Annotated in this window: 27 protein-coding genes; 15 read left to right on the top strand and 12 right to left on the bottom strand. The window is 72.7% G+C overall.

Annotated elements, in window-relative coordinates; genetic code table 11:
- The first annotated feature begins 31 nt into the window (after positions 1-31).
- The 4 genes from MTDSW087_RS03840 (at position 32) to MTDSW087_RS03825 (ending at position 2,692) form a co-directional block, all read left to right on the top strand.
- Positions 32-415, top strand: coding sequence for a cupredoxin domain-containing protein (locus tag MTDSW087_RS03840; protein ID WP_186383720.1), 384 nt, complete (start codon positions 32-34; stop codon positions 413-415).
- A gap of 281 nt (positions 416-696) precedes the next feature.
- Positions 697-1,227, top strand: a complete 531-nt coding sequence (locus MTDSW087_RS03835; protein ID WP_373321900.1) for a sigma-70 family RNA polymerase sigma factor — start codon at positions 697-699, stop codon at positions 1,225-1,227.
- The gene (locus MTDSW087_RS03830) at positions 1,224-2,018 is read left to right on the top strand and encodes an anti-sigma factor family protein (protein ID WP_144760342.1); all 795 of its coding nucleotides are present in this window, start codon (positions 1,224-1,226) and stop codon (positions 2,016-2,018) included. Before MTDSW087_RS03835 ends, MTDSW087_RS03830 begins: the two co-directional genes overlap by 4 nt.
- A 95-nt stretch (positions 2,019-2,113) precedes the next feature.
- Positions 2,114-2,692, top strand: coding sequence for a peroxidase-related enzyme (locus MTDSW087_RS03825; RefSeq protein WP_144760339.1), 579 nt, complete (start codon positions 2,114-2,116; stop codon positions 2,690-2,692).
- Positions 2,693-2,736: 44 nt separating this feature from the next.
- Here the strand turns inward: MTDSW087_RS03825 and MTDSW087_RS03820 are convergent, their stop codons facing one another.
- Entirely contained in the window at positions 2,737-4,134 is a 1,398-nt protein-coding gene (locus MTDSW087_RS03820; protein ID WP_144760336.1) for an adenylate/guanylate cyclase domain-containing protein, read from the bottom strand.
- Between the two features lie 96 nt (positions 4,135-4,230).
- A complete protein-coding gene (locus MTDSW087_RS03815) occupies positions 4,231-4,482 on the bottom strand; it encodes a hypothetical protein (protein WP_144760333.1) in 252 nt (83 codons plus the stop codon).
- A gap of 263 nt (positions 4,483-4,745) precedes the next feature.
- Between MTDSW087_RS03815 and MTDSW087_RS03810 the strand changes: the two genes are divergently transcribed.
- The 3 genes from MTDSW087_RS03810 (at position 4,746) to MTDSW087_RS03800 (ending at position 6,127) form a co-directional block, all read left to right on the top strand.
- The gene (locus MTDSW087_RS03810; protein ID WP_144760330.1) at positions 4,746-5,432 is read left to right on the top strand and encodes a spermidine synthase; all 687 of its coding nucleotides are present in this window, start codon (positions 4,746-4,748) and stop codon (positions 5,430-5,432) included.
- 160 nt (positions 5,433-5,592) lie between these two features.
- On the top strand, positions 5,593-5,847 hold the full coding sequence (locus tag MTDSW087_RS03805; protein WP_144760327.1) for a hypothetical protein: 255 nt from the start codon (positions 5,593-5,595) through the stop codon (positions 5,845-5,847).
- Position 5,848: 1 nt separating this feature from the next.
- The gene (locus tag MTDSW087_RS03800; protein WP_144760324.1) at positions 5,849-6,127 is read left to right on the top strand and encodes an adenylosuccinate synthase; all 279 of its coding nucleotides are present in this window, start codon (positions 5,849-5,851) and stop codon (positions 6,125-6,127) included.
- A 146-nt stretch (positions 6,128-6,273) separates the two neighbouring features.
- Here the strand turns inward: MTDSW087_RS03800 and MTDSW087_RS29940 are convergent, their stop codons facing one another.
- Positions 6,274-6,414: a hypothetical protein gene (locus tag MTDSW087_RS29940; protein WP_186383719.1), complete on the bottom strand. Its 141-nt coding sequence runs from the start codon at positions 6,412-6,414 to the stop codon at positions 6,274-6,276.
- Positions 6,415-6,813: 399 nt separating this feature from the next.
- On the opposite strand from MTDSW087_RS29940, the gene MTDSW087_RS03790 reads away from it, so the two are divergent.
- Together MTDSW087_RS03790 and MTDSW087_RS03785 are read left to right on the top strand one after the other, a co-directional pair.
- Entirely contained in the window at positions 6,814-8,310 is a 1,497-nt protein-coding gene (locus tag MTDSW087_RS03790; RefSeq protein WP_144760321.1) for a tyrosine-type recombinase/integrase, read from the top strand.
- Positions 8,311-8,542: 232 nt separating this feature from the next.
- Complete coding sequence (locus MTDSW087_RS03785; protein ID WP_003607333.1) at positions 8,543-9,085, top strand: metallophosphoesterase family protein; 543 nt, start codon at positions 8,543-8,545, stop codon at positions 9,083-9,085.
- On the opposite strand, the gene MTDSW087_RS03780 is transcribed toward MTDSW087_RS03785, so the two are convergent.
- The 8 genes from MTDSW087_RS03780 to MTDSW087_RS03745 form a co-directional block, all read right to left on the bottom strand.
- Positions 9,082-9,648 (bottom strand): hypothetical protein, encoded by a 567-nt coding sequence (locus tag MTDSW087_RS03780; protein ID WP_003607332.1) that lies wholly within the window; start codon positions 9,646-9,648, stop codon positions 9,082-9,084. The genes MTDSW087_RS03785 and MTDSW087_RS03780 overlap by 4 nt on opposite strands.
- Before the next feature lie 88 nt (positions 9,649-9,736).
- Complete coding sequence (locus MTDSW087_RS03775; RefSeq protein WP_144760318.1) at positions 9,737-10,012, bottom strand: hypothetical protein; 276 nt, start codon at positions 10,010-10,012, stop codon at positions 9,737-9,739.
- Positions 10,009-10,518: a hypothetical protein gene (locus tag MTDSW087_RS29935; RefSeq protein WP_017483087.1), complete on the bottom strand. Its 510-nt coding sequence runs from the start codon at positions 10,516-10,518 to the stop codon at positions 10,009-10,011. Before MTDSW087_RS29935 ends, MTDSW087_RS03775 begins: the two co-directional genes overlap by 4 nt.
- Positions 10,519-10,520: 2 nt before the next feature.
- Positions 10,521-10,880, bottom strand: coding sequence for a hypothetical protein (locus MTDSW087_RS03765; protein ID WP_144760315.1), 360 nt, complete (start codon positions 10,878-10,880; stop codon positions 10,521-10,523).
- 151 nt (positions 10,881-11,031) lie between these two features.
- Positions 11,032-11,244, bottom strand: coding sequence for a hypothetical protein (locus MTDSW087_RS03760; RefSeq protein ID WP_017483089.1), 213 nt, complete (start codon positions 11,242-11,244; stop codon positions 11,032-11,034).
- Entirely contained in the window at positions 11,241-11,432 is a 192-nt protein-coding gene (locus MTDSW087_RS03755; RefSeq protein ID WP_017483090.1) for a hypothetical protein, read from the bottom strand. Before MTDSW087_RS03755 ends, MTDSW087_RS03760 begins: the two co-directional genes overlap by 4 nt.
- On the bottom strand, positions 11,429-11,686 hold the full coding sequence (locus tag MTDSW087_RS03750) for a hypothetical protein (protein WP_144760312.1): 258 nt from the start codon (positions 11,684-11,686) through the stop codon (positions 11,429-11,431). Before MTDSW087_RS03750 ends, MTDSW087_RS03755 begins: the two co-directional genes overlap by 4 nt.
- Complete coding sequence (locus tag MTDSW087_RS03745) at positions 11,683-12,042, bottom strand: hypothetical protein (RefSeq protein ID WP_144760309.1); 360 nt, start codon at positions 12,040-12,042, stop codon at positions 11,683-11,685. The genes MTDSW087_RS03750 and MTDSW087_RS03745 overlap by 4 nt, the downstream gene beginning before the upstream one ends.
- 252 nt (positions 12,043-12,294) lie before the next feature.
- Between MTDSW087_RS03745 and MTDSW087_RS03740 the strand changes: the two genes are divergently transcribed.
- Positions 12,295-13,188 (top strand): hypothetical protein, encoded by an 894-nt coding sequence (locus MTDSW087_RS03740; RefSeq protein WP_144760307.1) that lies wholly within the window; start codon positions 12,295-12,297, stop codon positions 13,186-13,188.
- A gap of 60 nt (positions 13,189-13,248) precedes the next feature.
- Positions 13,249-13,767, top strand: a complete 519-nt coding sequence (locus tag MTDSW087_RS03735) for a hypothetical protein (protein ID WP_144760304.1) — start codon at positions 13,249-13,251, stop codon at positions 13,765-13,767.
- Between the two features lie 211 nt (positions 13,768-13,978).
- On the opposite strand, the gene MTDSW087_RS03730 is transcribed toward MTDSW087_RS03735, so the two are convergent.
- Positions 13,979-14,266, bottom strand: coding sequence for a hypothetical protein (locus tag MTDSW087_RS03730; protein ID WP_144760301.1), 288 nt, complete (start codon positions 14,264-14,266; stop codon positions 13,979-13,981).
- Positions 14,267-14,755: 489 nt separating this feature from the next.
- Here MTDSW087_RS03730 and MTDSW087_RS03725 point away from each other — a divergent pair, with 489 nt between their 5' ends.
- From MTDSW087_RS03725 to sorB, 4 genes are all read left to right on the top strand, one after another.
- Positions 14,756-15,244: an RNA polymerase sigma factor gene (locus MTDSW087_RS03725; RefSeq protein ID WP_003607611.1), complete on the top strand. Its 489-nt coding sequence runs from the start codon at positions 14,756-14,758 to the stop codon at positions 15,242-15,244.
- Entirely contained in the window at positions 15,244-15,960 is a 717-nt protein-coding gene (locus MTDSW087_RS03720) for an anti-sigma factor family protein (protein WP_144760298.1), read from the top strand. The genes MTDSW087_RS03725 and MTDSW087_RS03720 overlap by 1 nt, the downstream gene beginning before the upstream one ends.
- 122 nt (positions 15,961-16,082) lie before the next feature.
- Positions 16,083-17,294, top strand: coding sequence for a SorA family sulfite dehydrogenase catalytic subunit (gene sorA / locus MTDSW087_RS03715; RefSeq protein WP_003605574.1), 1,212 nt, complete (start codon positions 16,083-16,085; stop codon positions 17,292-17,294).
- A gap of 13 nt (positions 17,295-17,307) precedes the next feature.
- Complete coding sequence (gene sorB, locus MTDSW087_RS03710; protein WP_003605575.1) at positions 17,308-17,628, top strand: SorB family sulfite dehydrogenase c-type cytochrome subunit; 321 nt, start codon at positions 17,308-17,310, stop codon at positions 17,626-17,628.
- The last annotated feature ends 60 nt before the right edge of the window (positions 17,629-17,688 follow it).

Genomic DNA, 17,688 nt, shown 5'->3' with positions numbered 1-17,688 from the left:
CCGCCCCATCCCGCCAGATCAGGAATCCGCCATGGACGCGTCCTCTCCCTCGCCCCGTCGTCGCGGCCGCTGCCGGTTCGCGGTCGCCGTCACCGCGCAGATCCTCGCGCTCGCGCCGATGGAGGCGCCGGCCGCCGAGCCGGCCGATGCCGGCAAGCCCGTCGTCATCCGCATCGACAACTTCACCTTCGGCCCCGAGACGGTGACCGTGGCGCCGGGCACGACGGTGACCTGGATCAACGGCGACGACATCCCGCACACCGTGGTCTCGCAATCCAGGATCTTCCGCTCGAAGACCCTCGATACGGACGATCGCTACACCTTCACCTTCGATGCGCCGGGGGAGTATCCTTACTTCTGCTCGCTGCACCCGCACATGACCGGCAAGGTCGTGGTGAAGGACCCGGCGGGCTGAGGCGGCCGGGCTCCGTGGACGCCGTCCGTGAGCACAGGAGCGGTCCCGTGATGGCGCACGCACTGATGCTGCCCGCCCCGTCCCGGCAGCGATGGCAGGCCGTGGATCTCCGTGCCTGGCTCGGGAAAGCCGCCGCCCGGCTCGCGGCGCGGTCGGGCAGCGTGCTCGCCATGTCGGCCGCGGACCGCGCCGAGGCCGTCGGCGCGCTGCCGCGGGCCGAGCGCGCTCCGGCCGGATCCGCGCCGCATCCGCTCTCGGGGAGCCGATCGTTCCAGGAGATCATGCTCCCGCATCTCGATGCCGCCTACAACCTCGCCCGCTTCATGACCCGCGACGCGGACGCCGCCGACGACATCGTGCAGGACGCGTTCCTGCGCGCGCACCGGGCCTTCGCCGGGTTCCGCGGCGGCGATGCCCGGGCCTGGCTCCTCGCCATCGTGCGCAACTGCGTGCGGAGCTGGGCGAGCGAGCGGAGCCGGACGCGCGCCCTCTGCGAGCCGCTCGGCGGGTCGCCCGCGCGCGGGGACGCGGATGGCGAGCGCGAGGAGAACGAGGCGTGGGATCCCGACCAGGACACCCCGGAGACGGCCGTGCTGCGCGACAGCGAGGCGAGCCTCGTCCGCCGGCTGATCGAGGCCCTGCCCGAGGCCTTCCGCGAGGTGCTGATCCTGCGTGAGTTCGACGACCTCTCCTACAAGCAGATCGCCGACATCACCGCGACGCCGATCGGCACGGTGATGTCGCGGCTGGCCCGGGCCCGCCAGATGCTCGGCGAGGCCTGGCACGGCCGGAGCGGCGAGGCGCGGCCATGACGACCGGCCACGACACCCCCTGCGCCGAGAACGCGCTGCTGCACGCCCTCTTCGACGGCGAGCTCGACGCCGCGAACGCCCTGCGCTGCGAGGCCCATGTGGCGGAGTGCGCCGCCTGCCGGGCCGAGCTCGGCCATCTGGTCGAGATCCGGGCCCTGCTCGCCGACGGCGTCGCCTGGCGCGCGCCCGATGCCCTGCGCATGCGGATCCGCGACGCACTGGCGCGGGAGGAGCAGGCCGCCGGCGCGGGACGGGCTCCCGGCCCCGGCTGGATGGCGCGCCTGCGCGATGCGGCGCGGAGCTGGGCTGTGCTGCCCGGCGGCGTCGCGCTCGCGGCGAGCCTCGCCCTCGCCGTGCTGGTGACGCGGCCGGAGGAGACGACCGACCTGTCGAAGCAGCTCGTCGCCGGCCATGTCCGCTCGCTCCTGGCGAACCACCTGACCGACGTCCAGACCTCGGACCAGCATACGGTCAAGCCGTGGTTCTCCGGCAAGATCGACTTTGCGCCGCCGGTGGTCGACCTCAGCGACCGCGGCTTCCCGCTGGTCGGCGGCCGGCTCGACTATATCGGCGACCGCGTCGTGGCCGCGCTGATCTACAGGCGGCACAAGCACGTCATCAATCTCTTCTCCTGGCCCTCGGACGGGCGCATCCCGCGGTCCGGCGCGATGGACGGCTACAACATCCTCGGCTGGCAGCAGGCCGGGCTCACCTTCTGGGCGGTGTCGGATCTCAACGCGGTCGAGCTGAAGGAATTCCAGGACGATTTCGCCGAGCGCGCGCCGCGCTGAGCCGGGACCGGGGCCGTGCTAGGTATCCCGTAAGGGCCCCCTCCGAGACCGGCGGTCCCGTCCGAACAGGCTCCTAGTCAAGGAGGACCAACGCCATGGCCCAATCCGCGCAGGCTCCGATCAGCCGATTTCCCGTCCCGGCCCTCGACGACATGCCCGAGGACATCCGCGACCGCCTGATCCGCGTGCAGGAGAAGACGGGCTTCATCCCGAACGTGTTCCTGGTCCTCGCCCATCGTCCGGACGAGTTCCGCGCCTTCATGGCCTATCACGACGCGCTCATGGACAAGGAGGGCGGCCTGACCAAGGCCGAGCGCGAGATGATCGTCGTCGCGACGAGCAGCATGAACCAGTGCCACTACTGCGTCGTCGCCCATGGGGCGATCCTGCGCATCCGCGCCAAGAACCCGCTGATCGCCGATCAGGTCGCGATCAACTACCGCAAGGCCGACATCACGCATCGGCAGCGCTCGATGCTCGACTTCGCCGTCAAGGTGGCGTCCGAGGCCCACACCGTCGACGAGGCGGATTTCGCCGACCTCGTGGTCCACGGCTTCGGCGAGGACGACGTCTGGGACATCGCCGCGATCGCGGCCTTCTTCGCCCTGTCGAACCGCATGGCGAACGTGACGCGCATGCGGCCGAACGACGAGTTCTACACGCTGGGCCGGTAGCGCGCGCTTCGCCGAGCCGGCATCCCCTCGGCGGATCAGGGCCCTCAGGAGCCCAGATGCGCGAGCTCGGTGCCCTGGCGGGCCGGCGACGCCGCGGGCGCGTAGATCGTGACCGGCTCCTTGCGGCCGGCGAGGGGCTCCCGCCCGATCTCGCGCCACGCCTCGCGCTCGGACGAGCCCTCGACGACGGCTCCGGAGGCGAGGACCACCTCGCCGTAGCGCTTGGTCGCCTGCTCGAGCCGCGAGGCGACGTTCACGGCATCGCCCAGGACCGTGAACTCCATGCGCTCCTCGTCGCCGATGATGCCGCAGAACACCTCGCCGACATGGATCCCGATCCCGATCCGGATGGGATGCGGGTGCTCCTGCGTCGCGTTCCACGCTTCGACGATGCCGACGAGGTCATGCGCGAAGGTCAGGGCGCGGCCCGTATCGTCGCTGTCCTCGTCCGGCACGCCGAACAGGATCAGGGCCCCGTCGCCGATGAACTTGTCGACCACGCCGTGGTGCCGGCGCACGCAGCCCAGGATGCGGGTCCGGAAGGCGGTGAAGAACTGCGACAGGCGCTCCGGGTCCATGCCCTCGGCCATGCCGGTCGAGTCGCGGATGTCGACGAAGACGATGACCGCCCGCTGGCGGCGTCCCCGGCGGAGGTCGACGTCGCCGGCCGCGAGCCGGGGCGCGATCTCGGCGGGCAGGAAGCGCGACAGGCTGGCGCGCCCGACGGCGTCCTTGACCGCGGAGGCTAGGAGCCGGCGCGAGCGCACGATGCCGAACGCCGTCGCCCCGCCCGCCATGAGGATCAGCGCGAACCGCATCACGTTGACCGGCATCGAGAAGAGCTGCGGCCAGGCCGGCATGGTCGCAGCCCCCGGCTCCATGACGAGCTTGTGCTCCAGCCCGACCGCGATGGCGATGAAGCCGAGCGCCAGGAGCGCGATCGCGCAGAGCTGCACCTTGACGTCGTAGCGGAGCGCCCCGACCGCCAGGACCAGCGGCGCCGCCCAGACGATGGGCGCGGAGGGCAGCGCGTTGCCGGGCAGATCGCGTCCGCCGACGGCGAGGCAGGCGATGCCGAGCACGAGCCCGACATCGAGGGCCATGAACAGGTAGGCGAAGGCGTGGTGCCAGCGCTGCGGCACGGCGAGGACGATGCTGACGGCGCCGATGGCGAGGAAGCCGAGCGAGGCGATCCAGGCATTGCGCTCGAACGCATCGAGGGACGCGTCCGTCAGCTCGCTCAGCACGGCGCTCGCCACGATCACCGACAGGAAGATGCAGCCCCCGATCGCCACGCGCAGCCACCCGATCAGGCGCTCCGCCGCGACCTCGTGGCGGCGCATCAGCGCGCTGACGAGGTCGCCTTCCAGGGAGCCGCTGGGAATGCCGATGAACGGCTCCGGTTCCCGCGGCGGGGCATGTCCGCGCAGTTCGTGCCGCATGACGGCGTCCTGGCTCCGCGGCTCCGCGACGAAGAGCCGGTGCGGAGATTAGAGCATGGCCGAGCCCGGGCCGCCACACGCCCGGCCCGGTGCCGGTCAGGCTGCGGGCTTCGGGGTGGGCGGCGGCGAGCGCGTCAGGCTCAGGATCTCGCGGGCCGGCCGCCCCGATTTCTGGGCGATGGCCTCGTCCTGCTCGGCGATGAGCTGCCGGGCCGGCTCGTCGCCGTCCAGGCCGCCGAGGATCTCGACGGGGACGCGCCGGTTCGATGCGCGGCTGCCATCGGTATAGACGATGTCGAACAGAACGGAGCCGCGTTCCTGCGGCAGGGATTTGATGCGCTTTGCCATGAGGGCTGATAGACGCAGCCGTGCCGGCGCGGCAACGCCTGCGCGCGCACGGGACGCAGGCCCTGCGCAGGCTTGACGACGGCGTCGGGTGCCGCCGTCCGGGGCCGATCCCCATCTTCCTCCGGCTGGAGCCGTGCCCGATCGCATCGCGACCGAGTCCGGCTCCCAGTCCTTGTCATGACGCGCGCGCTTTCGCCGGACCGGCACCCATGTCGGCGGAAGGGCGCTCCAAGCCGAAGCCGCAACTGCCAGAAAGATCCTCCATGAACGCTTGGGTGCACATCGACACCGGCCTCGTGCCCGGCGGCGGCAAGAGCCTCGCGCTCATGCAGAAGGGCGACGAGTTCTCGATCGTCGTCGATGCGATCGAGCTGATGAACAGCACCCGCGGCACCTCGGAGGAGGCGCTGGCCGCGCTGACCTGCGAGCGCCTGTCGCATACGCCAGCCCCGCGTGTGCTGATCGGCGGCCTCGGCATGGGCTTCACCCTGCGCGCCGCCCTGCGCACGCTGGGGCCGCAGGCGGAGATCGTCGTGGCCGAGCTGGTGCCGGCCGTGGCCGCCTGGGCCCGCGGGCCGCTCGCCCAGGTCTTCGGCGGCTGCCTCGACGACCCCCGCGTCCACCTGTGCGAGGCCGACGTCAACCGCCTCATCCAGTCCGGGGCGGCCGGCTGGGACGCCATCCTGCTCGACGTCGACAATGGGCCGGAAGGGCTGATGCGCCGGGCCAACGACCGGCTCTACGACACCTGGGGGCTGAAGCGGGTGCAGTGGGCCCTCAAGCCGGGCGGCGTCCTCGGCGTCTGGTCCGGGACGCCCGACCGGAAGTTCAAGGCCCGCCTGCAGCGGCTCGGCTTCGCGGTCGAAGAGGTCCGCATCCCGGCGAGCGGCAACAGCGGCCCGCGCCACGTGGTCTGGGTCGCGACGCAGGGCGCGGCCGCTGCGGGATAGAGGGCCCCGCCCGCGCGGCCTCGGCCGGTCGCACCGCCCCACTCTCCGCGTGCAGGCCAAGCCTCTCTGTGCTAGAACGAATAATGAACAGAGGGTGTGCGGCCATGGGTCGGCACCGTGGAGGGCGCCCCCTCAGGCCTTTGTGTGGAGATGCGCCGCGATGGCGATGAAGACGACGTTTCTCGTTCAGACCTTCAGCCTCCAGCGGAAGCGGCTGAAGCCCGACCGGCCCGAGACGGCAACGACCGAGTGGGGCGCGCTGAAGAAGGCGGAGGCCATGGCGGGCCGGCTGCCCGGCACCGCGGCGCTGCGCATCGTGGCCGACGACGAGACGGGCGAACTGGAGAGCGCGACGATCCTCGGCCAGTTCGGCGAGGTGCCGGATGATTTCGCCGAGAGCCTGGAGGCGGCCTGACATGGCGTTCACGCAGAAATCCGCCGCCGAGACCAAGGCCCACGATCTCGGCCTGGCGCTTGCCCGGATTGCCGAAGGCGAGGGCTTGCCGGCCAGCATCGGCGTGGACCAGCTCCGACGCGCCAGCCCGCGTCTGACGCCGCTGGCGATCGGGCAGATGGTGCGCAAGCAGCGCGAGACCGTCGAGGCGGTGCTTGCCGAGCGCGGCCTGACGCTCGCTGAATATGCCGACCAGGGTCCGGGTCTCGGCATGGCGTTCGTCATCGCCGAGGCCGCGTAGGCTGCTCGCTTCCCAAGAAAGAAGACCCGCCGCGGCGATGCCGGGCGGGCCGAGAAGCTTGGAGAAGAAGGCTCGACGCTACGATCCACAGCGCCAGCCGTCACCTCACGATGCGGCGATCTGTGCGGTTCGCAGAGATCGGCGTCTTAAAGGGCCGGCTCGGTCCAGCGCAGAAGTGCTGCCATCTTCTCGGCCTGCGCTCGGGTGAGGCCCGAGCAGACGGCGCTGCCGTTCTTGAAGACGGAGAACGTGCCGTCTCCGGTCCCGTGGATCTTGATTGAGGCCATCGTGGGTGCCTCCGCGATCAATGGTCCGAACGGCCAAGATCGGGCACCCGTGTGGCGGCAGTAAGGGCTAACGGCGCCGCTTCTGAGGCAGGAGGTGGTGAGACACCCTGCTACCCGCAACGTCTCCCCGGTCGATCGAACCGAGGTGGGTATTTCGGCGAAGTGTCTGGAAATCTTGGTGGGCGCACTAGGGTTCGAACCTAGGACCCGCTGATTAAGAGTCAGCTTCCCGACCGGTTTTGGGCGGCTTCTGGTGCCAGGAACGTGTAGCTAACGGGCGTTAACTTCCGCGAGCATCCACAGGGACTTAGCCAGCGGCGGCGGTTTTCCCTCGACGGCGGGCCCCGGCCGGGTGATTTTCGCGGCCCCGCCCAAAGCCGCCCAAGGAATCCCGCCCAAATGGCCCGCGCCAAGCCCGCTGCGAAGAAGGCCGCACCGGCCCGCGCCCGGATCGACTGGCCGCCCCGCGGGCCGGTCGACATCACGGGGACATTCATCACCCGGTGCCGGGAGGAGCAGCGCCCCGGCGTGCCGGCCGTCGACGTCCGCGACCTGCGCGCCCCGGGCCTGCTGCTGCGGGTCTCGCCCCGGACGATATCGTGGGGCTGGAAGGCGGAGCGCCTCAAGAGGACGGTACGCCTTGACCTCGGGCCGGTGGAGCGGCTGACCGTCGCCCAGGCCCGCCAGGTCGCCGGGGAGGCCATGGACCTGCTTCGCTCCGGCAACGGCTGGCCGACCCTGCTCTGGCTCAACCGGCGCCTGGCCGAGCTCGGCCTCATGCGGATCGAGGAGGTGTTCCCGAAGAACGTCTACCACCACCCGACGCCCGCGCCCCCGCCGCGGCCCCGGGGCTGGACGTACGATCAGGCCGTCGCCGCCTACCTCGCCGCCCACGAGCCCGAGTGGCGCAAGGCCGCCCACGAAGACGCGCGCAAGAACCTGCGCCACCCCGTCCTCAAGCGGTTCGCCGGCATGCCGGTGGCGGCCGTCACGCCCGACGACCTGGCGACGGTGCTGGCCGCGAAGAACCGCTCGCACCACCGCCAGGCCGAGGCCCTGTTCGTGCGGCTGCGCCACTTCTACGGCTGGCTTGCGACGCCGGGGCCGAGGCGGGACAGCGGCGTCGCCAAGGGCTACCTCGACGACCTGCAGCGGCCCAAGCGCCCGAAGGCGCGCGAGGGCGAGGCGCCGCGGCAGCAGGTGCGCTGGCCGACGATGGAGCGCGTCGGGCTGCTCGTGGCGCTCGCCCGCACCGACCTGCTCGACCCTCGCCTGGCCGCCGCGGTGCTGCTCCTGGTCGCGACAGTCCAGCGCCGGCACGCCATCGTGTCCGCCCGGCTCGACGAGTTCTCCGATGCCGGCGATGGCTGGGGCGTGTGGCGCCTGCCGCCCGTGCGGCGCAAGACGGGCGAGACGGGCCGGGCGCAGGCGCACCACGCGGTGCCGCTGCCGCCGCCGGTCTGGGCGGCGGTCCGGGGGCAGTTCGGGGAGGGGCCGTGGCTGTTCCCGGGGATGCGGCCGCGCCGCGCCGGCGCGCCGGTCGGCTACCTGTCCGAATCGGCGCTGACGCACCTGCTCGCGGCGCTCCCGGTCGACGCTAGCCCGCACGACCTGCGCCGCGCCCTGCGCTCGCATGGCCGCCGGGCCCTGGGCCTGGCGCCGTCGGTCCTGGACATGATCATCGACCACGCCGAGGGCGTCGCGTCGGGCAACGTGTCCGAGCGGCACTACGTCGACGACGACCGCATGGACCTCAAGCGGCCCGCGATGAGGGCGTGGTGGGACCTAGTCGAGGAGCACGCCGGCAAGGCGAAGTTCGACCTCGACGAGGTGCGGGCCGGGTTCCTGGCTGCACGCGCTAGGCAGAAGGGGAGGGAGCCCACGGTACAAACCTAAGGCAGAATCCCGGATCCGCCTTAGGTTTGTCCCACCAGACCGCCCCGGCCAGGCATTCGTTCACCCTGCCGCGAGCCCGCGCTGGACCGCCACGCCGCGAGCTGCGATCGTCACGATTCCTGCCCCGCCTGAGACCTTCCCGATGTCCCGAAAACCCTGGGCCCCGCCGCCCGTCCCGACATCCCGGAGGCCCTGAGCGCGCGACGCCGGCCTCCGATTTTTGGAGGCCTCCGTGCCCGACACCTGGTTCACCGCCGACACGCATTTCCTGCACGCCGGGGTCATCCCGGCCTGCCGGCGCCCGTTCTCGTCCATCGCCGAGCACGACGCGTCGCTGGTCGAGGCCTGGAACGCGACCGTCCGGCCCGCCGACACCGTCTACCACGTGGGCGACTTCGCCTTGGGCCCGGCCGAGGCGGCCGAGCGCATCTTCCGCCGGCTGCACGGGCGCAAGTGCCTCGTCGCTGGCAACCACGACAAGCGGTCGCGCAAGCTCCCCTGGGCGGAGCAGCACGACGGGATCCGCGAGATCTCGGTCGAGGGGCGGCACCTGGTGCTGTGCCACTATCCCATGCGTAGCTGGCCGCGGGCGTTCCGGGGCAGCCTGCACCTGTACGGGCACGTGCACGGCACGCTGCCGGGCACGACGCAGTCCTGCGACGTAGGCGTCGACGTCTGGAGCTACCGGCCGGTGTCGCTCTCGGACATCGTGGATGCGATGGCCCTGAGCGACACCGTGCCGGAGGAGGTCGCCCGGGCGCGGGACAGGGGCTAGCCCCGCCCGAGATGAGCCTCGGCGACGATCCCGAGCTCGACCAGGTCCTCGCCCTCGGGCTCGGCCTCCCGCTCCGGGGCCGGCGATGACACCCACTTCCGGTGCGGTTGGAGGGCATGTCGGATGGCCTCGGCGCGGGTCGTCGTCGCGCGAACGACCCGACAGTCCGACCGTATGGCGATCCAACGCCGGTTATCGACGAGCCAGTCCTCCCACGGCGTCCCCGGGTCGGGATGGCGGTCGTCGAGGTACAGGCAACGGTATCGGAGCCGGTGCTCTTCACCCGGCGGGTCTCGGGGCATGCGGAGGATGAGCGCGAGCTCACGCTCCCTCTGGTCGAGGGCCGGGTCCGGGTTGAGGACGAGGAGGCCCTGCCGTGGGCGGCGCTCGGGATGCACTGCCTGTGGCAGTCGGCTCTGCGCGTAGAGCCGGTGCGCCCAAGGATCGCTGTGTTCTTCGAGCACGACCGGCATGGGCCGCCACCAGCCCCAGCCGATGTCGGCGAGGTGCATATACTTAGCCCCGGGCACCTTCGGCCATTCGACCGTGTAATCCTCAGGCATGCCGCCCTCCTCGCTCTCGACGGGGACGGCGTAGCAGGCGCGCGTGAATCGACCCGTCGGGAATCGCGTCAAATGCGATGAGGCTCGTTCAACCCGCGGCAACCCTAACCGCCACGGCGCGAGCGGCGGCCGCCTCGAATTCCAGGCTGTCCGCTAGGTCCCTGAGCAGGCGCGCGACGGCGGGCCCGACCCATCCGGGGATCTCGCGGGCGCCCGACGCCCAGCGGTCGACGCCGCGGGGATCCAGGCTCTCGCGGGGGCCGTCGGGGTGCATGGCGCCGAGCATCCGGGCGAGCGGGCGCTTCCACTCTTCGTCGCTGCCCGAGAGCAGGCGGCCAGCGGGGGCGAGGTCGGCGGGCGTCATTGCAGTCCCTCCAGCGCGGCGAGGTCCTCGGGGGTCTCGCGCCGGCGGCGCACGGTCCGGCACAGCGCGTCGAGGGCCGAGTCCAGGCTCACCGCGCACTCGCCGACGATGAGGCGCGCTTCCCGGTCGACGGCGGCGTAGCGGCCGCCCCCGGCTCCCGCGGCGTGGCCGTCGGCGGCGAGCTCGCCCCGGTGCCAGGCGTGGGCGGGCCAGGCGCCGGGCGGCGTCTCGACGAGCAGGCCGACGAGGTCGCCGGTCTCGTCGTCCGTGACGCGCGCGGCCCATGCCGGCGTGGCGTCGCGGAGGGGCGAGGAGAGGTAGAGGTCCTCGCGCCACGGGTCCGGGAGCGGCGCGAGGATGACGTTCATCGGGTGCCACGTCTCGACCGGGAACCGGCGCAGCCCGGCCAGGTCGCTGTGGCCCGGCCGGATGACCGTGCGGCCGTAGCCCCACCGGATGCGGCGGCGGATCGGCCGGGTGAAGGCGGGGGCGGTGACGGCGGCCATGCTCACCTCGCCTGCATGAGCAGGTCGCGGAGCCAAGCGCCGTCCGTGGGGCGGCGCGCCGGCGCCGGGGCGGCCGGGGGCTCGTAGTCGGGGAGCGCGTGCAGCCACGCGATGTCCTCGGCGGTCATCTCGCCCGGGACGGCGGCGGGACGGCGGGCAGCGCGCGCCTCGGCGGCCGCCAGGGCGACGGCGAGGGGGCGGCGGCGCGAGCTGCGGCACCGGCCGACGGGCCTGCGGGCGGGACGGCGGGACGGCGGGACGGCCGGCCTCGCTGGGACGGTCCGCTCCGGCGTCTTGGGCGGGCCGTCCGCCGCGGCCGCCGACGTTCGCCTCAGCGCGGCCAGCGCTCCGCGTCCGGCCACGGGCGCCGGTCCGCCGGCCGCCACCGGCGCTCGCACGAGGCCGGCCCGAGGATCGATGATGGCGGGCGGGGCCGCGGCCGCGCCGGCGGTGGGGATCCCGGGGGCGGCCCCGGCACGAGCCTCAGGCGCGGCGGGTCCGGCGGGGGCGTCGTCATGGGACCTCGGGGCGGGTGCGGGGACGCGGCGGATCGGGGTGCGCGGCGCCGGGGCGGCCGCCTCGCCCGGCAGCGCGGACGCGGGCGACGAGGGGGTGCGCGGGGTCGCCGGCGGCGGCGGCCAGGGCGGCCGCCAGGGCGGCGACGAGGCGCTCACGCAGGGCGGCGCCGACGAGAGCGTCGAGGCCGTCGAGCAGGGGAGGGCTCACGGGCGGGGCTCCTCGATGGCGGTCCAGCGGGGCGCCTCGAACCGGACGAGGCCGGCGATGCGCAGGCGCTGCAGGACGGTCGAGACCTGCTTGACCCCGAGCCCGAGGCCGGGCGCCAGGTGCATCGGGAGCGCGCCCGCGGGGACGGCGCGCAGGGCGGCCAGGACGGCGGCGTCGCGGTCGGTCACGGGCGCCCCCTCACGAAGGCCCGGTCGATGCCGAGCGCCGACAGGATCTTCGCGCCCGGCGGGCGGCGGCCCGAAAGCACGTCTGCGAGGTAGCCGGGTCCGACGCCGTGGCGCCGGGCCCAGCGGGCGGCGGAGGGCGCGCGCTCGACGGCGGCGCGGAGCTCGTCGAGGACGGCGGCGGGAGCCGCGACCTCGGCCGCCTCCTCGCGGGAGAGCGCGGCCGCGTCGTAGGCGTCGTCGGGGTGCCAGCTCACACCTGCGTCCTCCTCAGGGCCTCGCGCCCGAGGGGGTCGGTCGGCAGCCCCAGGTATTGGGCGCGCGCCTGGAGGCCGGCGGCGGTGACGCCGAGCGCGGCCGCCGCGCCGCGGAGCGAGAGTGGGCCGAGCATGGCGTCCCGCACGGCGGCGTCGGACACGAGCTGGCGCCCGGGCATGCGCTCCGTTCGGGGCCGCGGTACGATGCTCACGCCCGCCAGGCCGGCCCAGCGATGCGCCGTGCACTCCGCGACGCCCAGCCGGCGCGCGACGGCGCCGACGCCCACCGTGCTCGCGACGACACGGCGGACTTGCGCCGCCGTCACGCCCGAGCCGACCTCCCTCCACACCCGCATAGCCCCCTCCACGAATCGACGCGCGACGCCGCGCCCAAGCATTCAAGCACGTTCGTCAGATGACGAAAGGGAAGTTGAGGGCACAAACTTAACGCGGACGACTGGATGAGCATGGAGCACTCAGAATTTACTCATTTAATGAGCATCCGGTTGGGGTCCAAAATTGACACCAGGACTGAACGAGATCTTGCGGCTGCCCCCGCGAGTGCTAGCATTCGTCATGTGCCGTATGTCGTGCACGCGGAGGTTACGATGCCGGAGACGAATGTGGGTGGGTGGCAGGGGCCGCCGGCGGGGTTCGGCCTGACGTGGCAGCCGCCGCGCGAGCTGAAGGTCGGGGGCGTCCCGAAGGCGCTCTGGACGGCGGAGGCGCCGAGCCAGGACTACGACGACGCGCTCGCCGGGCCGGAGGGGCGCTCGCTGCGGAACCTCGGGTTCTCCCACGACAGGCTCAGGGGCGGCCTGCCCTGCTACTGGGAAGGCGTGCACGCCGACGCGCGCCAGGTCGAGTGCCTGGTCAACACCGCGGTCAGGGGGCTGCCGGCGTACCGCGAGAAGCTCGCCCGCGAGCGCGTCGAGAAAGCGGAGCGCGAGGCCCTGACGGCGGCCGCCGTCGCCCGGCGCGCGGCCGAGGACCTCGTACTGGCCGAGCGCGCCATCGCCGCCGCGCGCGAATCGCTCCGGACGCAGGCGTGGGCCTGGGCGGTGCGCGACGACGTCGAGACGGCGGAGCGGCGCATCGCCCGCGGGCCCGCCGGCATGGAGCGCTACCAGTCCGAGCACCTGCTCGACCTCGTCGCCCGCGCGCAGGCCAACATCGACCGGGCGCTCAAGGCGATGGAGATCCCGTACGAGCCCGAGGCCGAGCGAGCCGCGCTGCCCGAAGTCCAGGCCGCCGCGCACGAGGGGTGCAAGCTCCTGACCGCGCGCGACGCGGATCGGGCCGGCATCCGCAACTCGTCGGGCTGGGGCAAGACGACGACGACCCGGGGCCATATCCTCGCCGGTCTCCCGGCGCTCGACGCCACGCTCGCGAGCCACGCCCTGCGGGCGCTCCGGACGCACCGCAAGCAGCTCCCGCGCGAGATGGAGCTCGCCGTTTTCGGGCACGAGATGGCCGACATGCTGGCGGAGGCGGCCGCCTGATTGTGGGTTGCCGGCCGGGGGCGATCATCGAGGCGTCGCCCCCGACACGGAGATCCCACGATGCGCCTACTCGCCCGCCTCGCCGCCGCCCTCGCCGCGGTCGCCCTCGCTCCGCTCGTCATGGTCTGGGAGGGAGGGCGCTGGGTGCTCAAGACCCTCGCCCGCCCCGATCCCGTCCTGCCCACGGCCGTCGCCGCGGAAGACTACCTGGACGCCGCGGCCGCCCCGCCGCCGGCGGTGCCGACCGTCGCCGGCGTCCCTGCAAGGCATCCCCTCGGCGTCGCGCTCGTGCTGCACGCCCGGCATGTGGCCGCCGGCGGGGATCCGGTGGACCTGTCCGCCCTGCCGGCCGACGTCGCGACGTGGCTGCACTCGCTCGCGCCGGACGAGCTCGCGGTCCTGGCCCGGACGCTCCCCCATGAGGCGGAGGCCCTGGCCGCTGGGACGGGCACGGTCCCCGGCCTGAGAGGGCCCCACGACGCGGACGTGTCCGCGGATCCCGTGACGCATCCGCAGGCCGATGCGGACGCGTCCGCACCCGTCTACTCATGGCCCCATCGCCGGGACCGTTCGGACTAAGCGATGGCCGACCTGCTGGCCCACGTCGAGGGGCTCCGCCGCCGGCAGACCTCCGCCGCCTAGCCCGCCCCGCATTCCCGGAAACGAAGAGGCCCGCCGGTCACCCCGGCGGGCCTTGCTCATGGGAGCGTGCGCCCGACGTGCGGCCTGTGTCGGCCGACGTGCGGCCCCTGTCGGGCGCACCCGGAAAGGGACAACGGAAATCGAGCGGTCAGGCGCGCCGGGCGGCGGGGATCCGGGCCTCCGCCCGGGTGGCCCTGATCCGCAGGCCGGTGGCCTCGGCGCGCGCGGCGGCGAGTTGGCGGGCGAGCTCCGCCTCTCGGGCGCGGGAGGCGAGGAGGGCCTGCCCCAGGCGGTGGACGGCGTCCTCGGCGCGGGCCTCGGCACGGTCCCACGCGGCCTGCTCCCGGGCCGCCCGGACGGCGCCGTCGACGGCCAGGAGCGCGCCCATCAGGCCGGCGCCGATCTCGCCCGTCGCTGCCCTCGCGTGCCCTGCCATGTCCGCCTCCCGCCGTGTCCGTAGGCCCATAGATTCAGAGCCGGGACTCCCTGTCCAGCTGCGCTTGGCGCCAGGGTTACCCAATCCCTGGGCGGGAAATGCGGACGGACGGGTCCGAGTCGACCTGGGGCTCGGCCAAGCCGCTCCCCCCGTTACTTCACGGATTCGCAACGAAAATCCCCCGCGCCGCGGCGGGCGGCCGGAGACCGCCAAGCACTTGTCGGTCAGCAATGCGCCATGAGCGGACATCAGCTCGATACCCGGAACCGGACATTTAGCTTCCCGCCCACCCCGGCCTTAAAACCGCATCCTCACAATGCCTGAAAGCAGACATGCGAGCTTGCTATCGATTGTTCAGCAACAGCAACGCTCCGAGTAGCGCTGCTGAGGTGTAAGGCCTCCCGACATCCACAACCATCAACGACCGTTGCGCCTCTGTGTGGACATGCATCGATGTGCTATGGAGTGCGGGGAGGATGACACATCAGGATGCGGTCCATCGGTCAGCACCTCGTCGATGCGTGGCCGCGCCTGTTCCGCTACGCCCTGACGCTGACGCGGGAGCCCGACGCCGCGCGCGACCTGATGCAGCAGAGCGCCCTCAAGGCGCTCTCGACGGGGACGACGCCGAGCGAACCGCGGGCGGCCCGCGCCTACCTGTTCCGGATCGTGCGCCACGCCTGGATCGACCGGATCCGCCGGACCCGGACCCGCCGCGAGGACGATCTGGTGGATTGGCCCGACGAAGGGTTCGACGACCGCCTGATCGAGGCCATTGCCGTGCGCCAGGCTTTCGCTGCCCTCGATGCGCCCTGCCAGAGGGTCGTGACCTGCGTGGACGTCGAAGGTCTGAGCTACCGGGAGACCGCCGAACGGCTCGGCATTCCCGTCGGCACGGTCATGAGCCGTCTGCATAGGGCGAGGCGGATCATGCTGAACCGGATCGCCGGGCCGTCCGATGGGAGCGAGGGGCCGTGATGCGCTGGGAGACCCTCAATGCCTACGTCGATGGGGAACTCGATGCGCAGGACCGGCGCGCGGTCGCGGAGACGCTGGCACGGGACCCGGTCCTGTCCGCGCGGGTCGCGATCCTGACCCGGCTGAAGCAGGGGGTGAGGCAAGGGGTAACGTCGGCGGCCGTGCCGCCCCGGCGCGCACCGATCGCCCGCGCCTCCCTCGGATGGGTGTGTGCCGCGGCCCTGGTCGTCCTCGTCGGCACCGGCTGGCTGGCCCTGTCGTCTCGCGCGCCGACCGACCCCGCGCGCGCGGCCTTCACGGCCTGGAGCGCGGCGGGCTCGCCCCCGAACGACGTGCGGCCCGCGGGCGGCCTGAATGGCTTCCCCCTCGATCTCGAGGCGGCCGGCTTCCGCTTGGTCTATGTGTCCGAGGGTAACGGTTCGGCCGGTTGGCTCGCCGGTTACGAGGGGCGTCACGGCTGCCGGCTCGCCATCTGGAGCGGACCGTCGCGCGGGCAGGCCCGTCTGGAGATCGCGCAAGGGAGTGGCGGCCTGCGTCTGGCGCGCTGGGACAGCGAGGGGCGGCGCTACGTCCTCCTGTCCGAGACGGTGCCGGCCGAGCGGTTCGCCCTGCTGGCCGAGGCGGCCGTGCTGCTCACGGCACCGGACAGGACAGACCGCCTGCGGCTCGCTCTAGACCGGGCGACCAGCCTCTCGGAGCGCCCCTGCACCGGCTGATCCGGGGCGAGTCGCGGATTTATTTCGACCCGCCGCGAATAGACCGGGGGCGACGTGCGTCTCCTCCTCCGCACGTCGCGGGCTCCTTGGCATGAGCCACGCGCGGATCGGGGAGGAATCGGATGCTCGACAGACGCGATCTCATCAGGCGGGCGGGCCTCACCGCCCTGGCAGGCCTCGGCGGCGGCAGCTTCGCGCCCTTGCGGGCGCTCGCGGGCGACACCGCCACGCTGCCCTTCGGCAACGGCGAGCGGCCCCTGGTGGCCTATCCGGGCAAGCGCCCGCTGCTCCAGATGACCGCGCGCCCGCCGCAGCTGGAGACCCCGTTCTCGGTGTTCGACGAGGGCGCCATCACGCCCAACGACGCGTTCTTCGTGCGCTACCATCTCGCCGACATCCCGACCGAGATCGATCCCGAGACCTACCGGGTCTCGATCAAGGGCCATGTCGAGCGGGAGGTCTCGCTCTCGCTCGCCGACCTGAAGGCGATGCCGACGACCGAGATCGTCGCGGTCAACCAGTGCTCGGGCAATTCCCGCGGCTTCTTCGCGCCGCGCATGGCCGGCGGGCAGCTTGCCAACGGCGCCATGGGCTGCGCCCGTTGGACCGGCGTGCCGCTGAAGGCCGTGCTCGACAAGGCCGGGGTGAAGGCGGGCGCCGTGGAGGTCGCCTTCACCGGGCTCGACGGCCCGGTGATCCCGGAGACGCCGGACTTCGCCAAGTCGCTCAAGCTCGACCACGCCCGCGACGGGCAGGTGATGCTGGCCTGGGGCATGAATGGGCAGGACCTGCCCTGGCTCAACGGCTATCCGCTGCGCCTCGTCGTGCCGGGCTTCTACGGCACCTACTGGGTCAAGCACCTGGAGAGCATCAGCGTGCTCGACAAACCCTTCGACGGCTTCTGGATGCAGAAGGCCTATCGCATCCCCGACAACGACTGCGCCTGCACCGAACCCGGCAAGGCGGCGGACAAGACCGTGCCGATCAACCGCTTCACGGTGCGCTCCTTCCTCACCAACCTGACCGATGGGGCGGAGGTGAAGGCCGGGCGCATCCCCTTGCGCGGCATCGCTTTTGACGGCGGCTCCGGGATCAAGGCGGTGGCGGTCTCGACCGACGACGGCAAGACCTGGACGGAGGCGCGGCTCGGGCAGGATCTCGGCCCCTACGCCTTCCGGCCCTGGACCCTCGACGCGGAGCTGTCGCCGGGGGCGCACGCGATCCGGGTGCGGGCGACCGCCAACGACGGGGCGAGCCAGCCGATGGAACCGCGCTGGAACCCGGCCGGGTACCTGCGCAACGTGGTCGAAACCACCCGCGTGCGCGCGGCCTGAGGGAGTGACGACGATGACCCGCATCACCCTCGCCCTGACGGCGGCCCTCGCCCTCGCGACCGGCGCGGCGCTTGCCGCGCCGAAATCCTACGAGGTGCCCGAACCGATCGCGACCCTGCGGGCGCCGAAGGCCGGCACGCACGCGGAAGGCTTCGAGGCGGCCCAGACGAACTGCCTCGTCTGCCATTCGGTGGACTACATCGCGATGCAGCCGCCCGGCAAAGGCGCGGCCTTCTGGGAGTCCGAGGTGCACAAGATGGTCAAGGTCTACCACGCGCCGATCGACGAGGCGCAGGCCAAGGCCATCGCCGCCTATCTGGCGGAGACGTACTGAAGCGTTGCACGGGCAGTCCGCTCTCCGCGCGTGCGCACGCGCGGAGAGCGTAGCTTGACA

It is taken from the genome of Methylobacterium dankookense, assembly GCF_902141855.1.
In the GTDB taxonomy this organism is placed as follows: domain Bacteria; phylum Pseudomonadota; class Alphaproteobacteria; order Rhizobiales; family Beijerinckiaceae; genus Methylobacterium; species Methylobacterium dankookense.
This window is presented reverse-complemented; position numbering and strand designations above follow the sequence as displayed.

Excerpts from the sequence above, each read along its gene's own strand:
- MTDSW087_RS03800 (WP_144760324.1), top strand. The coding sequence starts at position 5,849 with ATGGCGTTCACGCAGAAATCCGCCGCCGAGACCAAGGCCCACGATCTC.
- MTDSW087_RS03725 (WP_003607611.1), top strand. The coding sequence starts at position 14,756 with ATGCGGTCCATCGGTCAGCACCTCGTCGATGCGTGGCCGCGCCTGTTC.
- MTDSW087_RS03745 (WP_144760309.1), bottom strand. The coding sequence starts at position 12,042 with ATGCGGGTGTGGAGGGAGGTCGGCTCGGGCGTGACGGCGGCGCAAGTC.
- sorA (WP_003605574.1), top strand. The coding sequence starts at position 16,083 with ATGCTCGACAGACGCGATCTCATCAGGCGGGCGGGCCTCACCGCCCTG.
- MTDSW087_RS29940 (WP_186383719.1), bottom strand. The coding sequence starts at position 6,414 with ATGGCCTCAATCAAGATCCACGGGACCGGAGACGGCACGTTCTCCGTC.
- MTDSW087_RS03775 (WP_144760318.1), bottom strand. The coding sequence starts at position 10,012 with ATGACGCCCGCCGACCTCGCCCCCGCTGGCCGCCTGCTCTCGGGCAGC.
- MTDSW087_RS29935 (WP_017483087.1), bottom strand. The coding sequence starts at position 10,518 with ATGGCCGCCGTCACCGCCCCCGCCTTCACCCGGCCGATCCGCCGCCGC.
- MTDSW087_RS03780 (WP_003607332.1), bottom strand. The coding sequence starts at position 9,648 with ATGCCTGAGGATTACACGGTCGAATGGCCGAAGGTGCCCGGGGCTAAG.
- MTDSW087_RS03805 (WP_144760327.1), top strand. The coding sequence starts at position 5,593 with ATGGCGATGAAGACGACGTTTCTCGTTCAGACCTTCAGCCTCCAGCGG.
- MTDSW087_RS03815 (WP_144760333.1), bottom strand. The coding sequence starts at position 4,482 with ATGGCAAAGCGCATCAAATCCCTGCCGCAGGAACGCGGCTCCGTTCTG.
- MTDSW087_RS03835 (WP_373321900.1), top strand. The coding sequence starts at position 697 with ATGCTCCCGCATCTCGATGCCGCCTACAACCTCGCCCGCTTCATGACC.
- sorB (WP_003605575.1), top strand. The coding sequence starts at position 17,308 with ATGACCCGCATCACCCTCGCCCTGACGGCGGCCCTCGCCCTCGCGACC.
- MTDSW087_RS03730 (WP_144760301.1), bottom strand. The coding sequence starts at position 14,266 with ATGGCAGGGCACGCGAGGGCAGCGACGGGCGAGATCGGCGCCGGCCTG.
- MTDSW087_RS03825 (WP_144760339.1), top strand. The coding sequence starts at position 2,114 with ATGGCCCAATCCGCGCAGGCTCCGATCAGCCGATTTCCCGTCCCGGCC.
- MTDSW087_RS03810 (WP_144760330.1), top strand. The coding sequence starts at position 4,746 with ATGAACGCTTGGGTGCACATCGACACCGGCCTCGTGCCCGGCGGCGGC.
- MTDSW087_RS03830 (WP_144760342.1), top strand. The coding sequence starts at position 1,224 with ATGACGACCGGCCACGACACCCCCTGCGCCGAGAACGCGCTGCTGCAC.
- MTDSW087_RS03740 (WP_144760307.1), top strand. The coding sequence starts at position 12,295 with ATGCCGGAGACGAATGTGGGTGGGTGGCAGGGGCCGCCGGCGGGGTTC.
- MTDSW087_RS03790 (WP_144760321.1), top strand. The coding sequence starts at position 6,814 with ATGGCCCGCGCCAAGCCCGCTGCGAAGAAGGCCGCACCGGCCCGCGCC.
- MTDSW087_RS03840 (WP_186383720.1), top strand. The coding sequence starts at position 32 with ATGGACGCGTCCTCTCCCTCGCCCCGTCGTCGCGGCCGCTGCCGGTTC.
- MTDSW087_RS03735 (WP_144760304.1), top strand. The coding sequence starts at position 13,249 with ATGCGCCTACTCGCCCGCCTCGCCGCCGCCCTCGCCGCGGTCGCCCTC.
- MTDSW087_RS03820 (WP_144760336.1), bottom strand. The coding sequence starts at position 4,134 with ATGCGGCACGAACTGCGCGGACATGCCCCGCCGCGGGAACCGGAGCCG.
- MTDSW087_RS03720 (WP_144760298.1), top strand. The coding sequence starts at position 15,244 with ATGCGCTGGGAGACCCTCAATGCCTACGTCGATGGGGAACTCGATGCG.